24 protein-coding genes, 1 other RNA gene and 1 pseudogene are annotated in these 21,968 nt (G+C 68.8%); 10 read left to right on the forward strand and 16 right to left on the reverse strand.

The window, feature by feature from the left end; translation table 11 throughout:
- Positions 1-4 precede the first annotated feature (4 nt).
- Entirely contained in the window at positions 5-769 is a 765-nt protein-coding gene (locus A3CQ_RS0140115; protein ID WP_020516615.1) for a sulfite exporter TauE/SafE family protein, read from the reverse strand.
- Positions 770-847: 78 nt separating this feature from the next.
- Here A3CQ_RS0140115 and rnpB point away from each other — a divergent pair.
- The 3 genes and pseudogenes from rnpB to A3CQ_RS62335 all read left to right on the forward strand — a co-directional run bounded on the left by rnpB (position 848) and on the right by A3CQ_RS62335 (position 2,825).
- Positions 848-1,247: RNase P RNA component class A (rnpB, locus tag A3CQ_RS58195), an RNA gene on the forward strand.
- A gap of 420 nt (positions 1,248-1,667) precedes the next feature.
- Positions 1,668-2,432: pseudogene (locus tag A3CQ_RS58555) on the forward strand (DDE-type integrase/transposase/recombinase); the annotation flags it as partial.
- 201 nt (positions 2,433-2,633) lie between these two features.
- Positions 2,634-2,825: a hypothetical protein gene (locus A3CQ_RS62335; protein WP_211216774.1), complete on the forward strand. Its 192-nt coding sequence runs from the start codon at positions 2,634-2,636 to the stop codon at positions 2,823-2,825.
- A 1-nt stretch (position 2,826) separates the two neighbouring features.
- On the opposite strand, the gene A3CQ_RS0140130 is transcribed toward A3CQ_RS62335, so the two are convergent.
- The 3 genes from A3CQ_RS0140130 to A3CQ_RS0140140 all read right to left on the reverse strand — a co-directional run bounded on the left by A3CQ_RS0140130 (position 2,827) and on the right by A3CQ_RS0140140 (position 5,473).
- Positions 2,827-3,240, reverse strand: a complete 414-nt coding sequence (locus tag A3CQ_RS0140130; RefSeq protein WP_245577560.1) for a hypothetical protein — start codon at positions 3,238-3,240, stop codon at positions 2,827-2,829.
- Between the two features lie 216 nt (positions 3,241-3,456).
- The gene (locus A3CQ_RS0140135) at positions 3,457-4,554 is read right to left on the reverse strand and encodes a hypothetical protein (protein ID WP_020516619.1); all 1,098 of its coding nucleotides are present in this window, start codon (positions 4,552-4,554) and stop codon (positions 3,457-3,459) included.
- Between the two features lie 37 nt (positions 4,555-4,591).
- Positions 4,592-5,473 carry a helix-turn-helix domain-containing protein gene (locus tag A3CQ_RS0140140; protein ID WP_020516620.1) on the reverse strand — a complete coding sequence of 294 codons (882 nt, stop codon included), beginning with the start codon at positions 5,471-5,473 and terminating at the stop codon, positions 4,592-4,594.
- Between the two features lie 268 nt (positions 5,474-5,741).
- Here A3CQ_RS0140140 and A3CQ_RS0140145 point away from each other — a divergent pair, with 268 nt between their 5' ends.
- The 3 genes from A3CQ_RS0140145 to mctP all read left to right on the forward strand — a co-directional run bounded on the left by A3CQ_RS0140145 (position 5,742) and on the right by mctP (position 9,047).
- Entirely contained in the window at positions 5,742-7,019 is a 1,278-nt protein-coding gene (locus A3CQ_RS0140145) for a glycoside hydrolase family 18 protein (protein WP_026206747.1), read from the forward strand.
- Positions 7,020-7,165: 146 nt separating this feature from the next.
- A complete protein-coding gene (locus A3CQ_RS0140150) occupies positions 7,166-7,399 on the forward strand; it encodes a DUF3311 domain-containing protein (protein WP_026206748.1) in 234 nt (77 codons plus the stop codon).
- A gap of 4 nt (positions 7,400-7,403) precedes the next feature.
- Entirely contained in the window at positions 7,404-9,047 is a 1,644-nt protein-coding gene (gene mctP, locus A3CQ_RS0140155; RefSeq protein WP_020516623.1) for a monocarboxylate uptake permease MctP, read from the forward strand.
- A 159-nt stretch (positions 9,048-9,206) separates the two neighbouring features.
- Here the strand turns inward: mctP and A3CQ_RS0140160 are convergent, their stop codons facing one another.
- Positions 9,207-9,659: a MarR family winged helix-turn-helix transcriptional regulator gene (locus tag A3CQ_RS0140160; protein WP_020516624.1), complete on the reverse strand. Its 453-nt coding sequence runs from the start codon at positions 9,657-9,659 to the stop codon at positions 9,207-9,209.
- A 58-nt stretch (positions 9,660-9,717) separates the two neighbouring features.
- Here A3CQ_RS0140160 and A3CQ_RS0140165 point away from each other — a divergent pair, with 58 nt between their 5' ends.
- Positions 9,718-10,383, forward strand: a complete 666-nt coding sequence (locus tag A3CQ_RS0140165; protein WP_020516625.1) for a hypothetical protein — start codon at positions 9,718-9,720, stop codon at positions 10,381-10,383.
- 36 nt (positions 10,384-10,419) lie between these two features.
- Entirely contained in the window at positions 10,420-11,748 is a 1,329-nt protein-coding gene (locus A3CQ_RS0140170) for an alpha/beta fold hydrolase (protein WP_020516626.1), read from the forward strand.
- Between the two features lie 18 nt (positions 11,749-11,766).
- Here A3CQ_RS0140170 and A3CQ_RS55745 read toward each other — a convergent pair whose 3' ends face one another.
- A complete protein-coding gene (locus A3CQ_RS55745) occupies positions 11,767-12,306 on the reverse strand; it encodes a GNAT family N-acetyltransferase (protein ID WP_084699435.1) in 540 nt (179 codons plus the stop codon).
- Positions 12,307-12,388: 82 nt separating this feature from the next.
- Here A3CQ_RS55745 and A3CQ_RS0140180 point away from each other — a divergent pair, with 82 nt between their 5' ends.
- Positions 12,389-13,462: a hypothetical protein gene (locus A3CQ_RS0140180; RefSeq protein ID WP_020516628.1), complete on the forward strand. Its 1,074-nt coding sequence runs from the start codon at positions 12,389-12,391 to the stop codon at positions 13,460-13,462.
- A 16-nt stretch (positions 13,463-13,478) separates the two neighbouring features.
- Here the strand turns inward: A3CQ_RS0140180 and A3CQ_RS61865 are convergent, their stop codons facing one another.
- From A3CQ_RS61865 to A3CQ_RS0140210, 5 genes are all read right to left on the reverse strand, one after another.
- Positions 13,479-13,931: a hypothetical protein gene (locus A3CQ_RS61865; RefSeq protein ID WP_169516347.1), complete on the reverse strand. Its 453-nt coding sequence runs from the start codon at positions 13,929-13,931 to the stop codon at positions 13,479-13,481.
- Positions 13,932-14,186: 255 nt separating this feature from the next.
- A complete protein-coding gene (locus tag A3CQ_RS0140195; protein WP_020516631.1) occupies positions 14,187-14,747 on the reverse strand; it encodes a GNAT family N-acetyltransferase in 561 nt (186 codons plus the stop codon).
- Positions 14,748-14,763: 16 nt separating this feature from the next.
- A complete protein-coding gene (locus A3CQ_RS55750; RefSeq protein ID WP_020516632.1) occupies positions 14,764-15,483 on the reverse strand; it encodes a hypothetical protein in 720 nt (239 codons plus the stop codon).
- A 30-nt stretch (positions 15,484-15,513) separates the two neighbouring features.
- Positions 15,514-15,969, reverse strand: a complete 456-nt coding sequence (locus tag A3CQ_RS0140205; RefSeq protein WP_020516633.1) for a MarR family winged helix-turn-helix transcriptional regulator — start codon at positions 15,967-15,969, stop codon at positions 15,514-15,516.
- A gap of 15 nt (positions 15,970-15,984) precedes the next feature.
- Positions 15,985-17,148, reverse strand: a complete 1,164-nt coding sequence (locus tag A3CQ_RS0140210; RefSeq protein ID WP_020516634.1) for an MFS transporter — start codon at positions 17,146-17,148, stop codon at positions 15,985-15,987.
- 46 nt (positions 17,149-17,194) lie between these two features.
- Here A3CQ_RS0140210 and A3CQ_RS0140215 point away from each other — a divergent pair, with 46 nt between their 5' ends.
- Positions 17,195-17,767, forward strand: a complete 573-nt coding sequence (locus tag A3CQ_RS0140215; RefSeq protein ID WP_020516635.1) for a TetR/AcrR family transcriptional regulator — start codon at positions 17,195-17,197, stop codon at positions 17,765-17,767.
- Here A3CQ_RS0140215 and A3CQ_RS0140220 read toward each other — a convergent pair.
- From A3CQ_RS0140220 to A3CQ_RS0140240, 5 genes are all read right to left on the reverse strand, one after another.
- Entirely contained in the window at positions 17,764-18,762 is a 999-nt protein-coding gene (locus tag A3CQ_RS0140220) for a sensor histidine kinase (protein WP_020516636.1), read from the reverse strand. The two genes, A3CQ_RS0140215 and A3CQ_RS0140220, sit on opposite strands and share 4 nt — an antisense overlap.
- Positions 18,759-19,916: a DUF418 domain-containing protein gene (locus A3CQ_RS0140225; RefSeq protein WP_020516637.1), complete on the reverse strand. Its 1,158-nt coding sequence runs from the start codon at positions 19,914-19,916 to the stop codon at positions 18,759-18,761. Before A3CQ_RS0140225 ends, A3CQ_RS0140220 begins: the two co-directional genes overlap by 4 nt.
- An 81-nt stretch (positions 19,917-19,997) precedes the next feature.
- Positions 19,998-20,630, reverse strand: a complete 633-nt coding sequence (locus A3CQ_RS0140230; RefSeq protein ID WP_020516638.1) for a LuxR C-terminal-related transcriptional regulator — start codon at positions 20,628-20,630, stop codon at positions 19,998-20,000.
- Positions 20,631-20,653: 23 nt separating this feature from the next.
- Positions 20,654-21,484, reverse strand: a complete 831-nt coding sequence (locus A3CQ_RS0140235) for a 1-aminocyclopropane-1-carboxylate deaminase/D-cysteine desulfhydrase (RefSeq protein WP_245577562.1) — start codon at positions 21,482-21,484, stop codon at positions 20,654-20,656.
- Positions 21,485-21,543: 59 nt separating this feature from the next.
- Complete coding sequence (locus A3CQ_RS0140240) at positions 21,544-21,966, reverse strand: SHOCT domain-containing protein (RefSeq protein ID WP_020516640.1); 423 nt, start codon at positions 21,964-21,966, stop codon at positions 21,544-21,546.
- Positions 21,967-21,968 lie beyond the last annotated feature (2 nt).

Consider the following 21,968-nt stretch of genomic DNA (forward strand, 5'->3'; position numbering starts at 1 on the left):
GGTCTTATTTGATGGCCCGGTACAGCAGGACCAGCCCGATGACCGTGCCGAAGGTGACGATCAGGTACCGGAGCACTCGCGCCGGCAGCCGCCGCGCCACCTTCGCCCCTGCGTACCCGCCGACGATCGTCGCCGGCGCCAGCACCAGCACGGCCCCCCAGTGCACATCCGCGAAGAACGAGAACACCACCACGGTGACCAGGCCCACGGCGGCGGAGAGCACGTTCTTGAGCGCGTTGATCCGCTTCAACGGCTCGTCGAGGATCAGGGCGAGCGCCGCCACATACATGACTCCCAGCGCCGCCCCGAAGTACCCGCCGTAGATCGCCCCCACAAAGACCACGGCCTGCAGAGTCACTTTCGCCCGCCGGGGCGACATCGCCCGCGGATGCCCGACGAGCCCACGCAGCCGCTCCTGGAACGCCAGGGTCGCCGCCGCCGCCAGCACCAGGAACGGCACCACCAGCTCGAAGGCCCGCTCCGGCGTGAGCAGAAGCAGCGCACATCCCCCGACCGACCCCACCAGGCTGGTCGGCAGGATCGCCCGCACCCGCCGCCCCTGCCCGACGAGATCGGCCCGGCTCCCGAACACGCTCGCCACGTACCCCGGAAAAACGGACACCGAGTTGGTGACGTTGGCGTCGACGGTCGGCAACCCCGTGGCGATCAGGCTGGGGAACGTGATCAGCGATCCCCCACCCGCGATCGCGTTGACGGTCCCCGCGGCCAACCCGGCCACCAGCAGCAGAAGGATGTGCGAAAGATCCATGGTGAGCTGAATCTACGGCCTTCGGCCCGCCCCCGCCCGAGCGCCTGTCGCCCCGCCCGTACGATTGGAGCCGACGGACGAGTCGGCCGGGCGGTCGCGTCGGCGCCCTCTTGTGGGGCGTCACCGAGGAACGTCCGGACTCCGCAGAGCAGGGTGGTTGTTAACGGCAACCCGGGGCGACCCGCGGGACAGTGCCACAGAAAACAAACCGCCGGCCCACGCTGGTCGGTAAGGGTGAAACGGTGAGGTAAGAGCTCACCAGCACCCCGGGTGACCGGGGTGGCTAGGTAAACCCCACCCGGAGCAAGGCCAAGAAAGGCGAGGGACCGCAAGGCCCCAAACCGGCGCAGGCGTTCGAGGGCTGCTCGCCCGAGCCTGCGGGTAGGCCGCAAGAGCCCGCCGGCAACGGCGTGCCGAGATGGATGACCGCCCCCGGCACCAGCCGGGACAGAATCCGGCGTACAGGCCGACTCGTCCGCCGCCCTCCTGGTCAGGGTGCTGTATACCCTCGCTTACCTGGTGTTTCGTCCGTCAGTTCTGGTCGACATCGGCCGATGTCGGTCGTCGTCTGACGGCCCAGCCATGGCCCGGACAGCGAGAGCCCCGAGTGTCGCCCTGCGCGGCAGATGCTCGGGCTTCGCCGTGTCTGGCTGGCGCTTTCGGATCTGCGCGGCCGGGTCTGAGCGTCGCCGCAGGCGTAAGGCACCGATTCCCGGACCGCGCCTTGAACCCGTACAGAAACTTCGCACAAGGACAGCTCTGAGCAGCTGTCCCGTCACGGGACATGCTTGACACTCGCGTCCCACCTGATGCTTGACATGATCACCATTCGGCTTCTTGATCACGTGTTGTTTGCGGGTAGCACGCGATCTGGGGGCCGGGATTGGCGCTGGTGGGAATGTCCATCGTGGAACAGCGATATCAGGCCGTGCTGGCGGTCCTGGCCGGTGACCCTGTCGTTGAGGTCGCTGCGAAGGTCGGGGTGTCCCGGCAGAGCGTGCATGTCTGGCTGTGCCGGTATACCGACGAGGGCTTGGCCGGGTTGCAGGACCGGTCCCGGCGACCAGACGGGTGTGCGCATCAGGCATCGCCAGAGGTGGAGGTGTTGGTGTGTGAGCTGCGTCGGCACCACCCGAAATGGGGGTCGCGGCGGATCGCGTTCGAGCTGGGCCGGCATGGCTGTCCGGGTCCGGTGCCGTCGCGGATGACGGTTTATCGGATCCTGATCCGGCACGGGCTGATGACCCCGGCCAAACGTCGCCGGGGGCGCAAGGACTACATCCGCTGGGAACGCGACCGGCCGATGGAACTGTGGCAAATGGACGTCGTGGGCGGGATCTTCCTGCCTGATGGCAGCGAGGCGAAGGTCGTCACCGGCGTCGACGACCACTCCCGGTATTGCGTGATCGCGGCGGTGGTGCGCCGGGCCACCGGCCGGGCGGTCTGCCTCGCTTTCGCCGCCGCGTTGCAGGAGTTCGGGGTGCCCGAGGAGGTGCTCACGGACAACGGCAAGCAGTTCACCGCGCGGTTCGGTAACGGTGGTGAGGTGATGTTCGACAGGATCTGCCGGGAGAACGGGATCGTGCACCGGCTCACCCAGCCCGCCAACCGGACCGGTAGCGTTTCGCTGGGTCAGCACCTCGTCCTGGCCGCGGACATCCTCGGCGGCCGCCGGGTCAGCATCCGAATCGACGCGACCACGCTGAGCTTCTTCGCCCCCGAGACCCGGTAGCTGTTGCGCACCCGGCCCAACCCGCTCACCCCGCACGAGGTGGCCCGGCTGCGCGGCCTACGTCCCGCCGGCCCATCACCGTTGCCCTCGACCGAGCCGGTGCGGGTGCAACGCCGTGTGTCGGACACCGGCGTGGTCATCGTCGCCCGTCAGGTTGTTGCGCTCGGCCGGGTCCATGCCGGCAAGACCGTCAGCATCGACGTCACCGACACCGACCTGACCATCGCCTGTGACGACGGGCCCCGCACCGTCCGGCGTACGAACCAACTGCCCATCCGGAACCTAAAAGCTGATCGGCCTCGGAAGGTCGCTGCCGATGGATGAATCAGCTTTCGGGCGACCTGAGCGACTCCATCAACGCCAACAGAGCAGGGTCCAACGGCATCCTGATGTCCCCGGGTCGGGTGACCTCGTCGCCCTGCGGGTCATAAATCGTGAGTCCGTACCGTTGCGCGAGATCATCAATCAAGCTCAGCGCCGGCGTGCTGCGCTGCCCGAAGCTCATCAGCATGCTGACATGATCGATGCCGACATCGAGCGGCATCGACATCCAAGGCGAGTCATCACCGTAGGGCGGGAAGTCGGGATAGCTCGACCGCAGGTGCTCATAAAAGCCGACGACGCGTTCGTCCAGCTCACCTTCGGGATGCGAGGCGCTACGACAGCGCTCCACCATCGCCCGCACCGCGTCGTCGCTCGCGCTGGGGTCGATAGCCACTACGACCAGGCCAAAACTCACCGGCACATGGTGCCGGACGCCCGCTCAACAGTCGAGGAGAACTTGATCACGGCTTCCCGCAAGCCACCACCAAAACCTAGACCAACCGTCAAGCATCAGGTGGGACTAGACACAGCTCTGAGCATCAGCTCTGAGCATCAGCACGACATCGGCTCCACACTCGGGCAATGCGGCGGCCGACCCGTCACCGGCGGCAGCCGATCGGCGGCCCTTCCGTCAGCCTTCGCGCATCAGTCGATCGATTAGTAGGAGCAGGCGTTGCGCTGGTGACGTTGCTGGGAGAGGTAGGGGGACGTCGAAGGAGGGCTGCACGAACGGTAACGCCAGCTGGAGCGATAATCGTCTGGGGCGGATTTTGACGCCGAGCTTTTTGCTCCACTCCGTGGCGGCTGACTCTAGTTCTCCGAGTACCGAGTCGATTTTGACTGCGTCTTTCATCTCGACGTAGGCGCACAGCTCCTTCATGCCTTTTCTGAAGGAGCGTACGTCGGGATCTTCTCTAAGGTGGGCTATCGTTCGGCCGGGGCTCCATTCTCGACGGTGGGATTCTTCGGCTACGTAGCGAGCCAAGGCGGGTAGGGGCAATTCTGGGTCCTTCGCGGTGCCCAGCCAGTTTCGGCGCCTCTCGTGGTAGGCGTCTCGGACTCTGGCGTCGAACATGTCGAATATCGAGCGCGCATGTGCGTAGCCCGGTGGGGCGTCGAATATGCCCTTCGACGGGTGGAGCAGCAGCGCCGGACTGCCCAGGCGTTCCTGGAGTGCCAGGTAGTAGAAGAGGCGGATGAGCACCAGCACTCCGCCTGCACTGAACGATGAGCCCGAACCCAGCCGTAAGCGGAACTCGGTCACCATGTGCTGGAGCAGATCGTCGTCGCCCATGACGAATGCGACATTCTCCCAACTGCTTGACGAACGGAAGTGAGCACCGATCTCTTGGGCCATCCCGTCCGGGACGTGGTATGCGATTCTTGCCACGTCCTGCGCGGTGAGCTCTATTTCCCCGACCAGGGTGGCCGCGCGCCGATAGGTCTCTCGCGCCTCCTCCGGGTCGCTGTTCGCGTAACGCACCGACGCGCCCAGATCGTCGATCGAAAGTATGCTGCGGAGGTTGCGTCTGGCCCGATCGGTATCCCACTCCCGGTTCGAGTCGCCGGCACCTATCGATGGCGAATCCAGGACGATTCTTTCGAACAGCACCAATGCCTCGATCGCCCCGGCGCCTTCGGACGACCATGTGGGGCGGTACTCGTAGTCATCCAGACCGAGATTGATCAGGGTGCTCGTGTCGATCAGAACCGAGTCCAGTTCGCTCATCCACCTATTACCTCATCGAGGACAAGTCGGCGGCCAGTCAGCGGTTGGTGGGGGGCATCGCTGCTTCGCGGAGGCTCCAGCTGTCCAGGAAAGCCAGGGCCTGTTCGGTCGGGCTGGCTGGTTCGAAGGTGTAGGTGATGATGGTCAGACCGGCGTCGCCGGGTAGGTGTAGGGCTTCGCCGGTCAGTTCCAGGTCGCCGGCTAGCGCGTGGTGCATGGTCTTGGTGGATGTGTAGTGCAGCTTGACGTTGTGGGTGGCCCACCACTGGCGGAACTCGTCGCTGCGGGTGCTCAGCTCGCCGACCAGGTCGGTCAGGCCTCGGTCGTACGGGTTGCGGCCGGCCTCCGTGCGCAGGGCGGCTACCGAGTCGGCGGCGACTCGTTCCCATTCACGGTAGAAGTCTTGCGAGTGGGGGTTGAGGAAGAGGTAGCGGGCCAGGTTGAAGGTCGCGCCGCCGGTGAGGGCGTCGGCGAACAGGGCGCGGCCCAGGCGGTTGACGGCCAGGACGTCCATGCGGCCGTTGCGGGCGTACGCGGGTGTGCTGATGGCGTCGAGAATGCGTTGCACGCCGGGGCGGACACCGGTCTGACCGGTGGTGCGCCGGGGCCGTCGCTTCGGGTCCAGCCGGGCCGCGTTGTTGGCGGTGTCGGCCAGGTTCAGCAGGTGCAGGCGCTCGGCCTCGTCCAGGCGCAGGGCCCGGGCCAGCGATTCCAGGACCGCGGAGGACGCACCGGTGAGGTTGCCGCGCTCGAGGCGGGTGTAGTAGTCGGTGCTCATCCCGGCGAGCATGGCTACCTCTTCGCGGCGCAGGCCCTTGACCCGCCGCTTGCCGCCGAAGAACGGCACGCCGGCCTCGTCGGGGGTCAGCCGTTCGCGGCGGGTGGTGAGGAAGTCCCGCACCTCTTCCCGGTTGTCCATGCTTTCGACCGTACGGCGTGGGGTGGTACGCAGGGAGGGTCTGGCATTACCCGGGTCGACGGCCCGGCGGCGAAGTACGGCCTTGCGTGGCAGCCGGCCGGCCCACGAAGGCAGGGACGGAAGTGAATGCGGTCGGTTACGACCTTCACCTCGTACGGTATGAAATGCGTAACCACCCCGAATGCCGCACCGTATTGCCTCGGCGCTTGTGGACGTTTAGCTTCCTCGATTAGGAAACTTTCTTCAACGTTTCGGCCCTGGAGGGCTCATGCGCGGTCTCACCCGCCGCCTCATCGCTGTGGCTGCTGTGGCCACCACGATCGTGGGGGTCACGCCTGTCGCGGCACAGGCGCACGGCAAGTCGTACGTCAAGGTCGGTTACTTCACGCAGTGGGGTATCTACGGGCGGAACTTCCAGCTCAGCAAGGTGCAGAACTCCGGTGCGGCGGCTCGGCTGACGCACCTCAACTACGCGTTCGGGCCGGTCACGGCGGATGGGGTGTGCGCCTCGGCCGATCCGTGGGCCGACTGGCAGACGCCGTTCTCGGACGAGCTCAGCGTGGACGGCGTGGGGGACGTCGCCGGGCAGCCGATCGCGGGGAACCTCAACCAGCTCGCCGAGCTCAAGGCCAAGAACCCGAAGCTGCGGGTGCTGATCTCGCTCGGCGGGTGGACCGGGTCGGCCTACTTCTCGGACGCGGCGCTGACCGACGCGTCGCGGAAGAAGCTGGTCAGCTCCTGTGTCGACCTGTGGATCAAGGGCAACCTGCCGGGGCTGTCGGCGGGGGTCGCCGCGGGGATCTTCGACGGCGTCGACCTCGACTGGGAGTGGCCGGGCTCCGACGGCAACGCCGGCAACGTGATCCGGCCCGAGGACAAGCACAACTTCACGCTGCTCGCGGCGGAGTTCCGGGCGCAGCTCGACAAGCTCGGCAAGTCGACGCGCAAGCACTACGACCTGACGGCGTTCCTGCCGGCGGCGCCCGCGAAGATCGCGGCAGGCTTCGAGGGGAAGATCTTCAAGTACCTCGACTTCGGGACCGTTCAGGGGTACGACTACCACGGCTCATGGGAGCTGCGGACGAACCAGCAGTCGTCGTTGTTCGTCCCGAAGGGCGCTCCCGACAACCCGGACTTCTCCGCCGACAACGCGATCAATGCATGGGTGAAGGCCGGGGCGCCGAAGAGCCGGCTCGTCCTCGGTCTGCCGTACTACAGCCAGGGCTGGACCGGGATCACCTCCGGCGGAAATGGGCGATTTGCGACCGCCACCGGGCCGGCCGTCGGCGTCTTCGCCAACGGGACGGAAGACTACAAGACGGTCAAGAACCTGCCGGGCTTCACGCTGTACCGCGACTGGAAGGCCGGCAACTCGTGGCTCTTCGACGGAACAACCTATTGGACGTACGACGACCCGGCGCAGCTGCTGCAGAAGACGCTCTACATCCGGGCCAAGGGGCTCGGCGGGGCGATGATGTGGTCGCTCGACGGTGACGACGACAACGCTTCGCTGACGAAGGCCGTCAATCTCGGCCTGATCTCGTAGGAGTGCTTCTCACGCGGGCGGGGCGGTGCCGTTGAGCGCACCGCCTCGCCCGTTCGGCGCACAGTGATCGACTCGTTCCTCCCCGCATCGTTAGCGTTTTGGTGGGCCCACATCCCCGGCCCGAAACGAACGAGGAGGTGCGGCTGATGGCCGAGCCTGAATCTCCCGAGGCGGTGCCCGCCGAGACAATCAAGAGGACCGATCACAGTTCCTGGAACTGGTTGCTCCTCATCCCGATTGTGGTGCCGCTGCTCACCCCGATTTACAACCACGATTCACCGCGGTTGTGGGGTTTCCCGGCGTTCTACTGGATCCAGTTCCTGTTCATTCTTCTGGGCGTCACGACCACGAGCATCGTCTACCGGATGACGAGGCGGTGACCCGATGAGCGATCACATCACCGAAATCGTCATCTTCACCGTGCTGTTCCTGCTGGTCAGCGGCATCGGCTTCTTCGCCGCCCGCTGGCGGGCGCCGAAGGACATGGCGCATCTCGACGAATGGGGCCTCGGCGGCCGCAGCTTCGGCGCGTGGATCACCTGGTTCCTCGTCGGCGGCGATCTCTACACGGCGTACACCTTTGTGGCCGTGCCCGCGCTGATTTTCGGGGCCGGCGCCGCCGGCTTCTTCGCGGTGCCCTACACCGTGATCATCTATCCGATGTTCTTCCTGATCCTGATCCGGCTCTGGTCGGTGTCGCACCGGCACGGTTTCGTCACGCCGGCCGACTTCGTCCGCACCCGGTTCGACTCGCCGACGCTCGCGCTGCTCGTCGCGATCACCGGCATTGTCGCGACGATGCCGTACATCGCGCTCCAGCTGGTCGGCATCGAGGCGGTCCTCAAGACGATGGGCGTCACCGGCGACAGTCCGCTCGCCCGGCACGCGCCGATCATCATCGCGTTCGCGATCCTCGCCGCGTACACGTATCAATCCGGATTGCGTGCGCCCGCGCTGATCGCGTTCGTCAAGGACTCGCTGATCTACATCGTCATCCTGGTGGCCGTGCTCTACCTGCCGTACAAGCTCGGCGGCTGGGGCGGCATCTTCGACGCGGCCGACAAGAAATTCCAGGCCACGCCGAGCCCGGCTGACGGCATTCTGCTGAATGCCAACAACCAGATTCAGTACGTGACGCTGGCGTTCGGCTCCGCTCTGGCGCTGTTCCTCTACCCGCACAGCGTCACCGGCGTACTGGCCAGCCGGAACCGCAACGTCATCAAGCGGAACATGTCGGCGCTCCCGGCATACAGCTTCCTGCTCGGCCTGATCGCCCTGCTCGGTTACATGGCCATCTCGGCCGGCGTGAAGCCGCTGCCCGGCTCGAAAGCGGGCACGGTCGACAGCAACACGGTCGTGCCGCTGCTGTTCGACATGAAATTCCCGGCCTGGTTCGCCGGCATCGCCTTCGCCGCCATCGGCATCGGCGCGCTCGTACCGGCCGCCATCATGTCGATCGCCGCGGCCAATCTCTTCACCCGCAACATCTACAAGGAATATTTGAAGCGCGACGCCACGCCGGCCGACGAGGCCAAGGTCTCGAAAATCACGTCCCTGGTCGTGAAAATCGGCGCGGTCGCCTTCATCGTCTTCCTCGACCCGCAGTTCTCCATCGACCTGCAACTCATCGGCGGCGTCATCATTCTGCAAACCGCGCCCGCCGTCGCGCTCGGCCTCTACACGCGCTGGCTGCACCGCGGCGCGCTGATCGCCGGCTGGGTCGCGGGCATGGGCCTGGCGATGTGGATGCTCTGGCAGATCCCCAACGCCGCCACCAAGAAGGCCCACTTCGGTGGCTCGGCCTTCCCGCTCGAGAAGTTCGGCTTCGACACCCCGAAGACGATTTACGTCGGCTTCGTCGCCGTCGCGGTCAACTTCGCGGTCGCCATCCTGGTGACGTTCCTCCTGCGAGCCATGAAAACCCCCGAAGGCGTCGACGGGACCACACCCGACGACTACTTCGCCGACGAGGGCGACCCGCGGATCGACAAGAGCGCCACCCCCGTGGAGACCGTTTCCTCCACCTGAAGTAGCTCCTGAGCCAGACCCGCTCCCGGGTCGGACCGCCGCAACCCCGCGCTGGGGTTGCGGCGGTCGCTTTTTCTCCCACCTTCCAGTGTTGGCGCGGCCAACACTCGTGCTATGTTGGCCAGGCCAACATTGATCGGGGGGTTCGGGCCATGGACATCACCGGGTTTCATCCGCCAGCAGCTTCGTCATCAGGGTGATGAACTGGCGCCGCTGCGCTTCCGTCAACGGGCTCAGGACCTGCTCCTGAACGTCGTCGATGACCTGGTCGAGCTCCAGGAGCTGCGCGACGCCGGCCGGCGTGATGGTGACGATGTTGCGTCGCTTGTGCTTCGGGTCGGTCGAGCGCACGACCAGCCCGCGCGACTCGAGCTCGGACAGCGCCGCCGTGACGTCGCTGCGGTCGATCCCGGTCCCGCGACCGAGGTCGGCCTGGCTGGCCGGGCCGAACTCCTCGAGCGCGGCCAGCAGGCGGTAGTGGTAGCTGCGCAGACCACGGCCGGACGCTTCGAACCCGGCGGCCAGCAGGCCCGCGGAGCGGGCGAAGGTCCGGCTGATGAGCCAGGTCGGACGGTTCGCGACGCGGGCGGGCGGGTTCGGCGGGTGTTCCATGACCGGAATTTATCAGTTGTTGGCACTGCCAACATCGACAGCAGCAGGAGGCCATCTCATGTCCCAGCGCGTCCTCATCGTCGGCCGGAGCCCGGCCGTCATCCTCGACGCCGCCGAAATCCTTCGCGGCCGGGGCTTCCACGCCGATGCGACCAACCAGTTCGACGAGGTCCTGGCGCAGTACGACACCGCGAGCCTCGACCTGGTCGTCTTCGGCGGCATGGTGCCGCCCCGTACCAAACAGCACCTCCGGGAGGAAATCTCCAAGGACAACGGCCACGTCACCTTCGTGCAGGGGCTCGCCGGGATTGCCGGTCTCATCGCCGCCCAGGTCGAGGGCGCAGCGTCGGGTGAAGGGGACGACGGCGGGGTGGCCTACGACGCCACGCTCCGATCGGTGCGCCTCACTCTGCCGGAACCGGCCCGGGTGGTCGTCGACGCCTGGTGGGGTACGTCGTTCGCGCCACCCGAGCCGACGAGCACCTCGCTGCGCGTGGCTGACGCCTGGTTCGATGCCGGGGAGCACGTCGTGGCGCTGCCGGGCGAGGTGCCGTCCGTGGCGTCGTTCGTCACCGTTTCCGCTGGTGGGACCGTTCGTGCGTTCACGGTCGGCGCTATGCCGGACGCGGTCACCCGCCTGGTGCCGACGGGTGATCCGGGTCAGCCGCCCACGCTCCCGCCGGTTCGGGCAGTGGCCACCCACTTCGTCGTTCCAGACAAATAGACTGTCTCTCTCTCGATGATGCGGAAGGCGTGGGCGATGACCGGCGAAGTCGTGCGGCCCGAGGGCCTCCGGTTCCTGTCCGGCATCATCATCGTGTCGGCCGAACCGGAGCGCCTCGTCGCCTTCTACCGCGACATCCTCGGCGTACCCCTGGTCGAAGAAAGCCACGGCGACACCGAGCGACATTGGGGCTGCGAGCTCGGCGACGTGCACTTCGCGATCCACCCGGAGGCCGACTACCCCGGCGAGTCGACGGACACCGGCGCCGTCAAGCTCGCCTTCATGGTCTTCGACCTGGACGGCCTCGTCGCGTGGCTGGGCGAGCACGGGGTCGAGCTCGACTACCCACCGACGGAGTTCGGCGCCCAGTCCCGCATCACCGCCGTCCGCGACCCCGACGGCAACCTGGTCGAGCTGACTTCGCTCGGGCCGTCGTGGCTGGATCATCTGCGCACTCACCGCGCCAACGGCGGCGATCTCGTGGCCCATTGGACCGCCCGATCCCGGGGCGAGACGGGGACATTTGTGCGCTCGGGCCCGCTGACTCTGTGGACCGAACGGTTCGGTGACCCGGCGCACCCGGCGATCCTGCTCATCATGGGGGCGGCGGCGCAGGGGATCACCTGCCCGGACGCGCTCGTCGACCGGCTCGTGGGGCACGGCTTCCAGGTCCTCCGGTTCGACCATCGGGACACCGGCCGGTCCAGCACGGTCAACTTCGACGAGCAGCCGTACGCCATCGCCGACATGGCCGCCGACTGCCTGGCCGTGCTCGACGGGTACGGGATCGAGGCCGCGCACCTGGTCGGGGCCTCGCTCGGGGGCATTCTGGCCCAGTGGCTGGCCATACACGCGCCGGACCGCGTCGCCCGCCTGACCCTGCTCGGGACCACCACGATGGGCGAGTCCTACCTGCGCCTGCCGCCGCCGGCCCCGCATTACCAGGCGTTCGTCGAATCGCAGCGGGACGTGCCGCCCGGCCCGGAGGCCGACGTCGAGCTGTTCCGGGTCATGAACGGCGACGTCCTTCCGTACGACGAGGCGGGCGCCCGCGCCATGCTCGAACGCGCCTGGGCCCGCGCCACCGACCCGGCCGCCGCGCGCAACCACCACCGGGCCGCGGGCGGCGACCTGACGCCCGATCTGCTGACGCCGCTGTCGAGCATCACCGCCCCCACCACGATCCTGCACGGCGACCAGGACCCGATCTTCTCGCTGGCGCACGCGGAGGCGTTGGCCGCCGAGATCCCGCATGCGCATTACGAGGTCGTACGCGGAATGGGGCACGTGTTGTTCTCGCCCGGTCTGCCGGAGCGGGTGGCCGACCTGATCGCACAGGCGGATCAGCGGGTGGCCTCCGCCTGAGCTCGCCTGCGCGGCGGGTCAGCCTGCTGGAGCCCGCTGGTCGCGGGCGAGGACGTACAGCGCGAAGAGCTCGCCGTCGCGGGTGAAGTCTTTCTCGTAGCGGAAGCCGAGCCGTTCCATGACCGCTCGCGATCTCCCGTTGTGCACCTCGGTGAAGGACACGACCTCGCCCGCGGCCAGCTCGTCGAAGGCCATGGCCAGCCCGGCCCGGCCGATCTCGGTGGCGTAGCCCTCGCCCCAGAAGCGACGGTGAAGTACCCAGCCGATCTCCAGCCGAGACCGGCCGTCCACCGTCGCGCGGGAGAGACCGCCGCGGCCGACCAGCTCGCCGGTGGCACGGTGGTACGCCATCCACTTGTGCACGCCATCGTCGCGCCAGCCGCGGGCCATGCGGGCCGCCTCGGCCTCGATCTGCGGCCGCGTCCAGGCGCCGAACCACTCGGCCACGGCCGGGTCGCGGTAGAGGCTCAGCAGGTCGTCGGCGTGGCGCTCGCTGACCGGTTCCAGGCGGAGACGTGGGGTCAGGCGCACTCCGGGCGAGTCAGACATGGCTGTCATGGCTCTCAGCTTGTCTCAGAGGGCACACAGCAACCACGGCCAACACTGATCCGGAGGCATACCACCGGGGTCGGGGGACAACGTGGGACGCGGACTGATCCGATGGCCGGCCTGGTCGGCGTACGCGGCGGCCGGCTGGTCACTGCTGTACGGCGGCCTCGCCCTCTACTGGACGGCCGGCGGCGACGGCTTCCCGTTCGCCCCGATCGACGACGACCACCGGTCGGGGTCGGTCCTCGAGGGCACCGATGTCGCGATCGTGGCCCCGATCATGGCCGCGGTCGCATTGGCCGGGGCGGCCGTCGCGGTGATGATGGCGTCCGGCGCGCGGCGGGCGACACCGCTGATCGTCTTCGGCTGGGTGATGGCGGCGGGCCTCGTGCTGGTCATTCCCGACTACACGCTGCTGGCCCTGGTGGCGTTCGCCCCGCTGCTGCTGGTCTTCGCCTTCACCGGCGTGCCGGGCGACCAGGGCGGCATCGGCGACATCCTCTACTGGCACCGGACGAACCTGATCATCCTGTTCGTCGGCGGGCTGCTTTGGGCCGCAGCCACCCTCGCCTACCAGCGGCGGGCCCGGGGCGCCTGCGAGCACTGCGGCCGCCGCGACGGCGTCGACGGCGGCCCGGAACGGCAAACGCTGCTGCGGTGGGGGAAAGTGGCCGTGGCCGTCGCGCTGCTGGCCCCTCTGCCGTACGAGATCACCCGGCTCGCCTGGTACTTCGGCTACCCGCTGGGGATCACGGAGGACTTCCTGCGCATGATGCAGGACACCCCGGGCATGCTCGAAATCGCTCTCGGCTGCGCCATCGCCTCGGCAATCGGCGGCGTCCTCACCCACGGCCTGGTCAGCCGCTGGGGCGAGACCTACCCGCGGTGGATCTGGTTCAAGGCCGGGAAACGCGTGCCGCCGATGCTTGCCGTCGTGCCGGCGTCGATCGTCGCGATCACGGTAATCCCGGCCGGGCTGATGATGTTCTGGACCATGGACACCGGGGACGGCTGGGCGCTCTACGTGCCGTCGCTGCTCTGGATCGCCTGGGGCGTGGGCCTCGGCGCCGCCACAGTCGCGTACTACCTGCGGCGGCGCCCGCCATGCCGGCTATGCGGAGGGCCAACAACCCTCCGCACACCGATCAATCAGGAAATGTTGTAGCAGCGACGCAACTCGTTCAGGTCGTAGAAGTAGCTGCGCGGCGAGACCGGCCGGCACCCCGCCTTGAACGCCGTCTCCTTCTCGTCGTAGAGCATGCGCACCAGATACCGCCCGTGACCCGCGTGAATCGCAGCACGGCCCCGTAGGAACTCGCCCCGGAAGCCGCCGAAGAGGCCTGCGCGAACAAAGACGACGACGTCTGCGGCAGCCCATCGATCCGCGCCAACACGGCGAGCAATTCCGGGTCACTGTCCACATAGGCCTGGTATGTCGCGTTCTGCGGCTGCTTGTGGAAGTAGAGCAGATCCTTGTTGGTGACCGGCGCCTGAATCAGTGCGGCCAGCGCCGGATCGCCCGACGAAAGGCCACCGGTGAACGCGTTGGCGCTGTCGGTGGCGCGTGTGACGCCCGAGGTCAGCACCGCGATCGGCTTCCGCTTGGCGGCAATCGTGGCGAACAGCGAGGGCAACCGTCGCTCCATTCGCAGCGCGGTCTCCGCCTGCTCCTGCTTCCCACGGCCGGAGAGATTCCCGGGCCCGATCGTCGAAGCGCCGGCCAGCAGAGTCTGAACCTGCGGGCCGAGCTTGGCGCCGAGCCCGGTGAGCCCGGAGCGCCGATCAGAACGGCAGCCAGGGCAGCCGCGACGACCAGGGTGGACTTCATGACGGCGACGCTCGCAGCCGATTCTGGCCTCTAGCTGAGCGGCTGGTTGCGCTTACCCGAACTACGCCGGATTGGCCGCCCACCACTCGTGGTCGAGGATTCCCATGCGGACCTGGTCGTGCCACTTCCCGCCGCGGAAAATGGCCTGCCGGTCGCGTCCTTCCTCGACAAAACCCACTTTCTCGTACGTGTGGAGGGCGCGCTCGTTGAAGCCGGTCGCCGCCAACTGAATGCGGTGCAGCCCGAGCTCGGTGAACCCGTAACCCACCATCAGCCGGGTCGCCTCCGTCCCGTACCCCTGTCCCTGGAACGGCGGCCCGATGATGATGGCGAACGTCGCCGTACGGTTGTGTGCCTCGGCGCCGAAGAGGGCGACGTGCCCGATCACCGTCCCCTCCGCCCGGTTCACCACCGTGAGGCCGGCGTCGGTGCCCGCGTTGCGGTTCCAACTGCGGAACTGCTCGGCGATCGCGTCGGCCGGGCGCGGATGGAACGGCCCGCTGGTCTGCGTCACCATGACGTCCGGGTCCTGCCACCAGCTCACCAGGTCGGCCAGGTCTTCCTCGCGCAGCTCACGCAGGCGGACCCGCTCCCCGGTCAGCGCGTTGATCGTCGAAGTCATGCGTCGACCCTAAAGCTCAGGCCTCGGTCACGAACACGACTCCCGCGCCCGCCTCGGCCCGCACGTCGACCCCCGGACCGCCGTCGCGCCAGCCGTTCGCGGTGAAGACCTGCCCGCCGGCCACGCCCTGGTGGGTCTGACCGTCGATGGTGACACTCCCCGCCCCGGACGCGGCCGTCACTCGCACCGGGGTGCCGGCGGCCAGGCGTACCCGAAATTGGTCCACTCCCCCGGTCATGACCAGCGGAAGGACGGCCGACGGGCGTGCCAGCGCCACGTCGATGAGGCTCGCGCCGCCCGCGAAACGGATCTCGGAGGCCGACCCGTCGGTCATGTCGACGCGCAGCTCGCGGGCGCCGCCGGTCATCCGCAGCGCCCAGCCGACCTGGGCGTTCACGACGACGTCGACCCGCCCGCTGCCGCCGTCCCCGGCCGGCACCAGCCGCAGCCGCACGTTGCCGCCGTCGCGATCGACCTCGGGCCGGATCCCGGCGTCGGAGGGCGCGCTGATCCGGTACAGGTCGTCGCCGATCGAGCCCGCCCACAACCGCACCGACGTCGCGCCGCCGAGCAGCTCGAACGTCGCGTCCCGTACACCGTCGACGGGACCGGAGACGCTGCGGGACGCCGACGGCCGGGCCAGCGATCCGATGAGGATCGCCACGAGCCCGAGCACCACGACGACGCCGAGCGCGATGCCGATGACGACCGCCGGGCGGGAGATCCGGAGCTTCATACGATCGATCTTCCCCGATGCGGGGTGGGTTTACACCCGGCTGCGCATGTGCTCGGCGAGGGCCTCGGTGAAGCGTTCCAGCACGACGGCCAGCTCGCGTTTCTCCTCGGGCGTGTAGTCCTTGAGCACTGTTCCGTACACGAGGCGGCGGGCCTGGCGGACCGCGTCGACCTGCTCCAGGCCGAGCGCGGTGGCCGCGATGACCGTGCCGCGGCCGTCGTGCGGATCGCGGCGGCGCTCGATCAGGCCGTCGTTCTGCAGGGCGGTGACCTGGCGGGTGACGGTCGAACCGTCGAGGTTGAGCGCGGCGGCCAGGACCGACACGTTCAGCGGGCCGTCCTTCTCCAGCTGGCGCAGGATCACGTAGGCCGCGCGGTCGAGGGCACGGTGGGGCGGGCCACCGGTCGAGCGACGCGTTGCCTCGCCGAGCCGCATCAGCAGAGCCATCTGCGTCTCGATCGTCCCCAGCACCAGGTCGTCACTCATAGTTGTATATTACATCTACTTCGACGGTTGCCGAAGAACCGTCGCACCCAGGCCCATCAGCGCGGTCAGCACGACAATCAGCGTAAACGACACTGTCAGGCTCCAAATATGGGCGATGCCGCCGATCACGCCGGGCGCTATGAGGCCGCTACCATACGCGATGCCCGCCACCCCGGCGATGTTGCGCCCCGGGTTGCCGTCGAGCCTCCCGGCCGCGGCGAACACCAGCGGCACCACCACCGCGATGCCGATGCCGACCAGGCCGAACCCGGTGATCACCAGCGCCACCGGCTCGGCCAGCACCACGATCAGCACGCCGAGCGTCGCGCACACGCCGGAGAGCCGCACGGTCGTCACCGGGCCGAGCCGGCGCACCACCCAGTCGCCGCCGAACCGGGCCGTCGCCATGCAGATCGAGAAGATCGCGACGGTCGCCGCTCCGGTCGCCGCCGGGTGGTGCAGCAGGTCGCGCACGTAGACCGCGGACCAGTCGAGGCTCGCGCCCTCGGCGAAGACCGCACAGAGCCCGATCAGCCCGATCGCCAGCACCTCGCGGGACGGCAGGGCGAACGCGGGCGGCTCCTCCACCGACGGCTCCGGGCGGTGCGAGAACAGCCAGCCCGAGGCGAGCAGGGAGACCACGATCAGCGCGGCCGAGGCCAGCGCGAAGTGGGCGGGCGCGCCCAGTCCCGCCCGCGCCGCGAGTGCCGCCGTCGCCGCGCCGCCCAGGCCGCCGAGGCTCCACCAGCCGTGGAAGCCGGACATCACCGACCGCTCGTAGCGCTCCTCGACCAGCACGGCGTGCGCGTTCATCGCCACATCGGCGAGACCGGCGGTGGCGCCGTACACGATGAGGCTCAGGCACAGCAGCGGCAGCGAGGTGGGCAGCGCCGGCAGCAGCAACGCCAGGCAGAAGAGCACGATCAGCACCCGTACGAGCCGCCGCAGGTCGAACCGGTGCACGAGGCGCCCGGAGACCGGCATGGCCAGCAGCGCCCCGACGCCCGGCATGAGCAGCGCGATGCCCAGGCCGCCGACCCCGGTGCCGACGTGGTCGGCCACCCAGGGGACCCGTGCCGCGAACGTGCCCGCCACGGCGCCGTGAACAGCGAAGATCGCAGAGGTGGCGACTCGCGCCCGGCGGAGGGCCGGGGACGGCTGGAGGTGAGTGACGGCCATGGGGCCGACGCTAGACGAATACCGACCGCTTGGTAAGTATTTATTCGTGGGGTACGCGAAGGGCCGCGCGAAGCGGCGAGACATCCTCGACCAGGCCACCGCGCTGTTCGGTGAGTCCGGTTACCGCGGCACGTCGCTGCGGGAGATCGCCGCGCGCTGCGGCATCTCCCATCCCGGCCTCCTGCACCACTTCCCGACCAAGGAGTCGCTGCTCCTGGCCGTGCTGCAGCACCGCGACGAGGTCGACCAGGAGCGCGTCACGGCGGGCCACCCGTCCGGCGCCGCGGCCCTGCGCCGGCTGGTCGACGTGGTCGCGCTCAACGCCACCCGCCGCGGCATCGTGGAGCTGTTCACGGTCCTGTCGGCCGAGGCCACCGCGGCCGACCACCCCGCACACGACTACTTCGTCGATCGATATTCGCGAATAGTGCGAGAACTGGAAAGCGCCTACACCGAGGCGCGCGACGCGGGTGATCTGCGCGCCGAGGTGGACCCCGGCCGCGCCGCCCGCGAGCTGATCGCCCTCATGGACGGCCTGCAGATCCAGTGGCTCCTCGGCGACCCGGAACTGGACATGGCCGCCGCGGTCGCCGAGCATCTCGGCTCCCAGCTCCGCTAGGACGACGCGGTCAGCGGGACGGTGATGGTGACGCGGGTGGGGCCGCCAAGGGGGCTCTCCAGCACGAGGGTGCCGTCGACGGCCTCGAGGCGGTCGGCGATGCCGCGCAGGCCGCTGCCGTGAGCCAGGTCGGCGCCGCCGACGCCGTCGTCGGTCACGGTGATCCACAGGGCGTCCGGCACGTCGGCGAAGGCGACCTCGGCCGACGTGGCGACGGCGTGCTTCACGACGTTGCCCAGGCACTCGGCCACGGCGAAGTAGGCGGCCGTCTCGGTCGCGGCCGGCAGGGACGCCGGCGGCTCGCCGGTCACGGTCACCGGGACGGCGAGGTCGAGCACGAGCGCCCGTACCGCGTCGCCCAGGCCACGATCGGCCAGCACCGGCGGGTGGATGGTGTGCATGACCGTGCGCAGGTCGTCCAGCGCCGAGCGGGCCGTCGACCGGGCCTCCTCGAGCAGCAGCGCGGCCCGGTCGGGGTCGCGGCGCAGCAGGTCGCCGGCGAGCCCGAGGGTCAGCGCGAGGGAGACCAGCCGGGCCTGCGCCCCGTCGTGCAGGTCGCGCTCGACCCGTTTCAGCTCGGCGGCCTGCCGGTCGAGAGCGCCCCGGCGGGACCGGCTGAGCGCGCTCACCCGGGCCGCGAGCTCGCGCTCCCGGCGCCCGGGCGGCCGGCTCGCCACCAACGCGTGCACCCCGAGGATCGACGAGAACCCGAGCATGGTCCAGATCGGCCAGAAGTAGCCCCCACCGGAGAGCACCCAGACCGTCAGGTCGACGGTTATCAGCAGCCCGCAGAACGCGGCGTCGACGGCCAGCCACCGGCGGCGGCCGGGCGGGGTCCGCAGCGCCCGGCGGAACACGAACACCCCGGCGGCCAGCGTGCCGAACCCGAAGTACACCCAGCGCGGCCAGAACTCGCCGCCGCCGGTCAGCGCCCACACCAGGGTGACCGCGACGCAGAGCGCCGCGGCCACCCCGACCAGAACCAGCTTCCTCACGCCGCGGTCCGGTAGGCGATCCGGCGCAGCAGCGTCTCGGCCGGGCCGCGGTAGCCGCGCTCGCTCATCCGCCGCGCGGCCGTCAGCGACACCAGCCAGACCGCGACCGCCGCGAGCACCGCGAGGTAGGTGTTGCCGCCGAGGTCGAGCGCCCACGGCGAGAACAGCGCGACCCAGGCGACCGACTGGAAGAGGTAACCGCTCATCGACCGCTGGCCGAGCGCGACGATGCCGGAGAAGCGGGCACCGGAGGAACCGAGGCGGTGGGCCAGCAGGGCGAAGAGCGCCACGTAGCCGGGCCCGCCGTACTCCCCGGTGACGGCGTGGACGCGGTACATGGCGTCGACGCTACCGGCATCCAGGTGCAGCACTCCGGCCGACACCAACGCGTACGGAAGGGAACCGAGGATGGAGATGCCCAGGCCGCCGATGGCGACGCCGCGCAGCAGCGGCAGATGGCGGCCCGGCTCCTCCAGGAGCCGGCGGCGCGCCGCCCAGATGCCCAGCCAGACGATGACGATGAACGGGATCACCGTGGCGGTGTGCACCGGCCACTCGGCGAGGCGGTCGAGCAGCGACGCGGCGTAGGAGTGCGCGGCCAGCGACGGGTTCGGGCTGTTCACGATGGTGGCGTTGCCCGAGTGCACGGTCGCGAGGGCGATGACGGCGAGCACCGCCGCGTACACCGTCTGGAAGCCCCAGAGCCACAGGACGACGCGATGGAACCGGTCCCCGCGACGCAGCAGCAACAGAGTGGCGATAAGACCCACGATTCCGTACGCCCCGAGGAAGTCACCGAAGTACAGCAGCGTCGCGTGAACGAACCCGAACACGATGAGCGCGGCGTTGCGGCGCAGCAGAATCCGGCGCCCGGCGGTCCCCTGGCGGTTGGCCAGCTGCACCAGCCCGTACCCGAACATGACGGCGAAGACCGGGTAGGCACGGCTGTCGATCAGCGTCGTCATCAGGAAGTTGATCACACGCTGCGGGCCGTGCGGCGTGCCGTCGAGGCCGGGCTGGCCGGCGAAGGCGAAGTTGGCCGCGTTGGCCAGGGCGATGAACAGAAGCATGAAACCGCGGGTGAGGTCGGGGGCGAGGGCCCGCTCGCTGCGGCGGACCGGTCCGGCCTGCGGCTTGTCCAGGAGTGCTGTCATGCGAATGAGCCTCGTCGAGCGGCCGGCCCGTCACCATGACACTGGAACCCGTCCTGAAGTGGTACTAGTACCCCTGTTGCCTCAGTTGTCGAGGTACCGCAGCACCGCGAGAACCCGTCGGTTGTCGTCGTCGGAGGACTGCAGGCCGAGCTTCGCGAAGATGCTGTTGGTGTGCTTGGCGACCGCCTTCTCGGTGATGAACAGCGCCGAGCCGATCGCCGCGTTGGACCGGCCCTGCGCCATGTGCGCGAGCACCTCACGCTCCCGCGGGGTGAGGTCGCCCAGCTGGTGCTGGTGCAGCAGCTTGGAGACGACCGTGGGGTCGAGCGCGGTGCCGCCGGCCGCGACCCGGTTGACGTTGTCGATGAACTCGCCGATGTCGGAGACGCGGTCCTTGAGGAGGTAGCCGATGCCGCCGTTGCCGTCGGCGAGCAGCTCCCGGGCGTAGAGCCGCTCGACGTACTGCGAGAGCACCAGCACCGGCAGGCCGGGAATCTCGGCGCGGGCGGCGAGGGCGGCGCGCAGGCCCTCGTCGGTGTGCGTCGGGGGCAGGCGCACGTCGACGACGGCGACGTCCGGGCGCTGGTCGAGCAGGGCGTGCAGCAGGTCGGGCCCGTTGTCGACGGCGGCGACGACCTCGTACCCGTACGCCTCGAGCATGCGGATTAGGCCGTCGCGCAGGAGAGTCAGGTCCTCGGCCACCACGATCCTCATCGCGCCAGACTAAGCGACTCGGCTTATGCGATCAGCGCGACGACGATCGTTCCGGGCTTGAACCGGTTTGTACGGGATAGCAGCCCGTGCATCATCTTGGCCTCGTAGACCCAGTTCAGCGTGATGCCGTGGCGCTCGCGGAAGTCTTCGACAAAGGCATCAAGCTCGGGCGTACGTCTCGCGTAGCCCCCGAAATGGTGATGCGGCTCGATCTCCCAGTTCGCGGTGGGCACCGGCTGGAGGCGTCGCACCTCGCCGGGCAGGAAGTCGCCCTTGAGCGCCGCGAAGCCGATCGCCCGCCGCCCCGGCCCGAGCGCGGCGGCCAGCCCGGCCAAAGTCGCGCCGGTGCCGACCGAGCAGCAGATCACGTCGTACGGCGTCATGATCTCTTTTATCAGCTCGGAGCATCCCCGGACTCCGTCGAGGTTCGCGCCACCTTCCGGAATCAAATGGAAATTTCCGAATCGGCGATGGAGATCGTCCGCGAGGGCGGCCTTCGCGCGGTACCGCGTCCGGTCGACGTAGACGAGCGTCATGCCGAACGACACGGCCGCCGACAGGATCGGATTGAGTGGCAGATGCTCCTCGCCCCGCACCACGCCGATCGTCGCGAAGCCGAAATGGTGACCCGCCGCCGCCGTGGCCCGCAGATGGTTGGAGTACGCCCCGCCGAACGTCAGGAGCGTGCCGTGCCCGGCCGCCCGGGCCGCCACGAGGTTGTATTTCAGCTTGCGCCACTTGTTGCCGGGAAAGTCCGGATGGATCAGGTCGTCGCGCTTGAGAAACATCCGGATCCCGGCCGCCGCGAACCGCTCGTCGTCGAGGGCTTCCAGCGGCGAGGGCAGGCGCAACACGACCCCCACATTAGGGTGAGCCCGGCCGTCGCGCCGGGCTCATCCCTCCGTCCTCGGGCCTAGGCGGCCGTCGGGGTGGCGCTACGCCCCAGGGCGTCCCCCTTGAGCTTCTCGAACTCGGCCGCCGTGATCGCCCCGGAGTCGAGCAGCGACTTGGCCGACGCGATCTGTTCGGTCGCGGTGCTGCTGGCACCGCCACCGCTGCCGGCCACCGTCCGGATGTAGGCGTCCTGCCGCTTCTGGGCGTCGGCGGCCGAGGCCTCGGCCCGCTCGGTCATGCCACCGCCGCGCACGATCAGGTAAACCAGCATGCCCAGCAGCGGAAGAATGATCAGGAACAGCGTCCACAGCGTCTTGCCCCATCCGCCGAGGTCCTTGCTCCGGAAGAGGTCACCGAAGATCCAGAACAGGCACATGAACCAGGCGAAGAACAGGAAGAACTCCAGCGTCGCCAGCAGGAACGACCCGTTGTTATCGAACACGT

This window comes from Paractinoplanes globisporus DSM 43857 (assembly GCF_000379645.1).
GTDB lineage: Bacteria > Actinomycetota > Actinomycetes > Mycobacteriales > Micromonosporaceae > Actinoplanes > Actinoplanes globisporus.

What these genes read in the sequence shown, in the direction of transcription:
- A3CQ_RS0140115 (WP_020516615.1), bottom strand. Translation starts at nt 769, where the DNA reads ATGGATCTTTCGCACATCCTTCTGCTGCTGGTGGCCGGGTTGGCCGCG.
- A3CQ_RS0140135 (WP_020516619.1), bottom strand. Translation starts at nt 4,554, where the DNA reads ATGAGCGAACTGGACTCGGTTCTGATCGACACGAGCACCCTGATCAAT.
- A3CQ_RS0140140 (WP_020516620.1), bottom strand. Translation starts at nt 5,473, where the DNA reads ATGGACAACCGGGAAGAGGTGCGGGACTTCCTCACCACCCGCCGCGAA.
- A3CQ_RS0140145 (WP_026206747.1), top strand. Translation starts at nt 5,742, where the DNA reads ATGCGCGGTCTCACCCGCCGCCTCATCGCTGTGGCTGCTGTGGCCACC.
- A3CQ_RS0140150 (WP_026206748.1), top strand. Translation starts at nt 7,166, where the DNA reads ATGGCCGAGCCTGAATCTCCCGAGGCGGTGCCCGCCGAGACAATCAAG.
- mctP (WP_020516623.1), top strand. Translation starts at nt 7,404, where the DNA reads ATGAGCGATCACATCACCGAAATCGTCATCTTCACCGTGCTGTTCCTG.
- A3CQ_RS0140160 (WP_020516624.1), bottom strand. Translation starts at nt 9,659, where the DNA reads ATGGAACACCCGCCGAACCCGCCCGCCCGCGTCGCGAACCGTCCGACC.
- A3CQ_RS0140165 (WP_020516625.1), top strand. Translation starts at nt 9,718, where the DNA reads ATGTCCCAGCGCGTCCTCATCGTCGGCCGGAGCCCGGCCGTCATCCTC.
- A3CQ_RS0140170 (WP_020516626.1), top strand. Translation starts at nt 10,420, where the DNA reads ATGACCGGCGAAGTCGTGCGGCCCGAGGGCCTCCGGTTCCTGTCCGGC.
- A3CQ_RS55745 (WP_084699435.1), bottom strand. Translation starts at nt 12,306, where the DNA reads ATGACAGCCATGTCTGACTCGCCCGGAGTGCGCCTGACCCCACGTCTC.
- A3CQ_RS0140195 (WP_020516631.1), bottom strand. Translation starts at nt 14,747, where the DNA reads ATGACTTCGACGATCAACGCGCTGACCGGGGAGCGGGTCCGCCTGCGT.
- A3CQ_RS55750 (WP_020516632.1), bottom strand. Translation starts at nt 15,483, where the DNA reads ATGAAGCTCCGGATCTCCCGCCCGGCGGTCGTCATCGGCATCGCGCTC.
- A3CQ_RS0140205 (WP_020516633.1), bottom strand. Translation starts at nt 15,969, where the DNA reads ATGAGTGACGACCTGGTGCTGGGGACGATCGAGACGCAGATGGCTCTG.
- A3CQ_RS0140210 (WP_020516634.1), bottom strand. Translation starts at nt 17,148, where the DNA reads ATGGCCGTCACTCACCTCCAGCCGTCCCCGGCCCTCCGCCGGGCGCGA.
- A3CQ_RS0140225 (WP_020516637.1), bottom strand. Translation starts at nt 19,916, where the DNA reads ATGACAGCACTCCTGGACAAGCCGCAGGCCGGACCGGTCCGCCGCAGC.
- A3CQ_RS0140230 (WP_020516638.1), bottom strand. Translation starts at nt 20,630, where the DNA reads ATGAGGATCGTGGTGGCCGAGGACCTGACTCTCCTGCGCGACGGCCTA.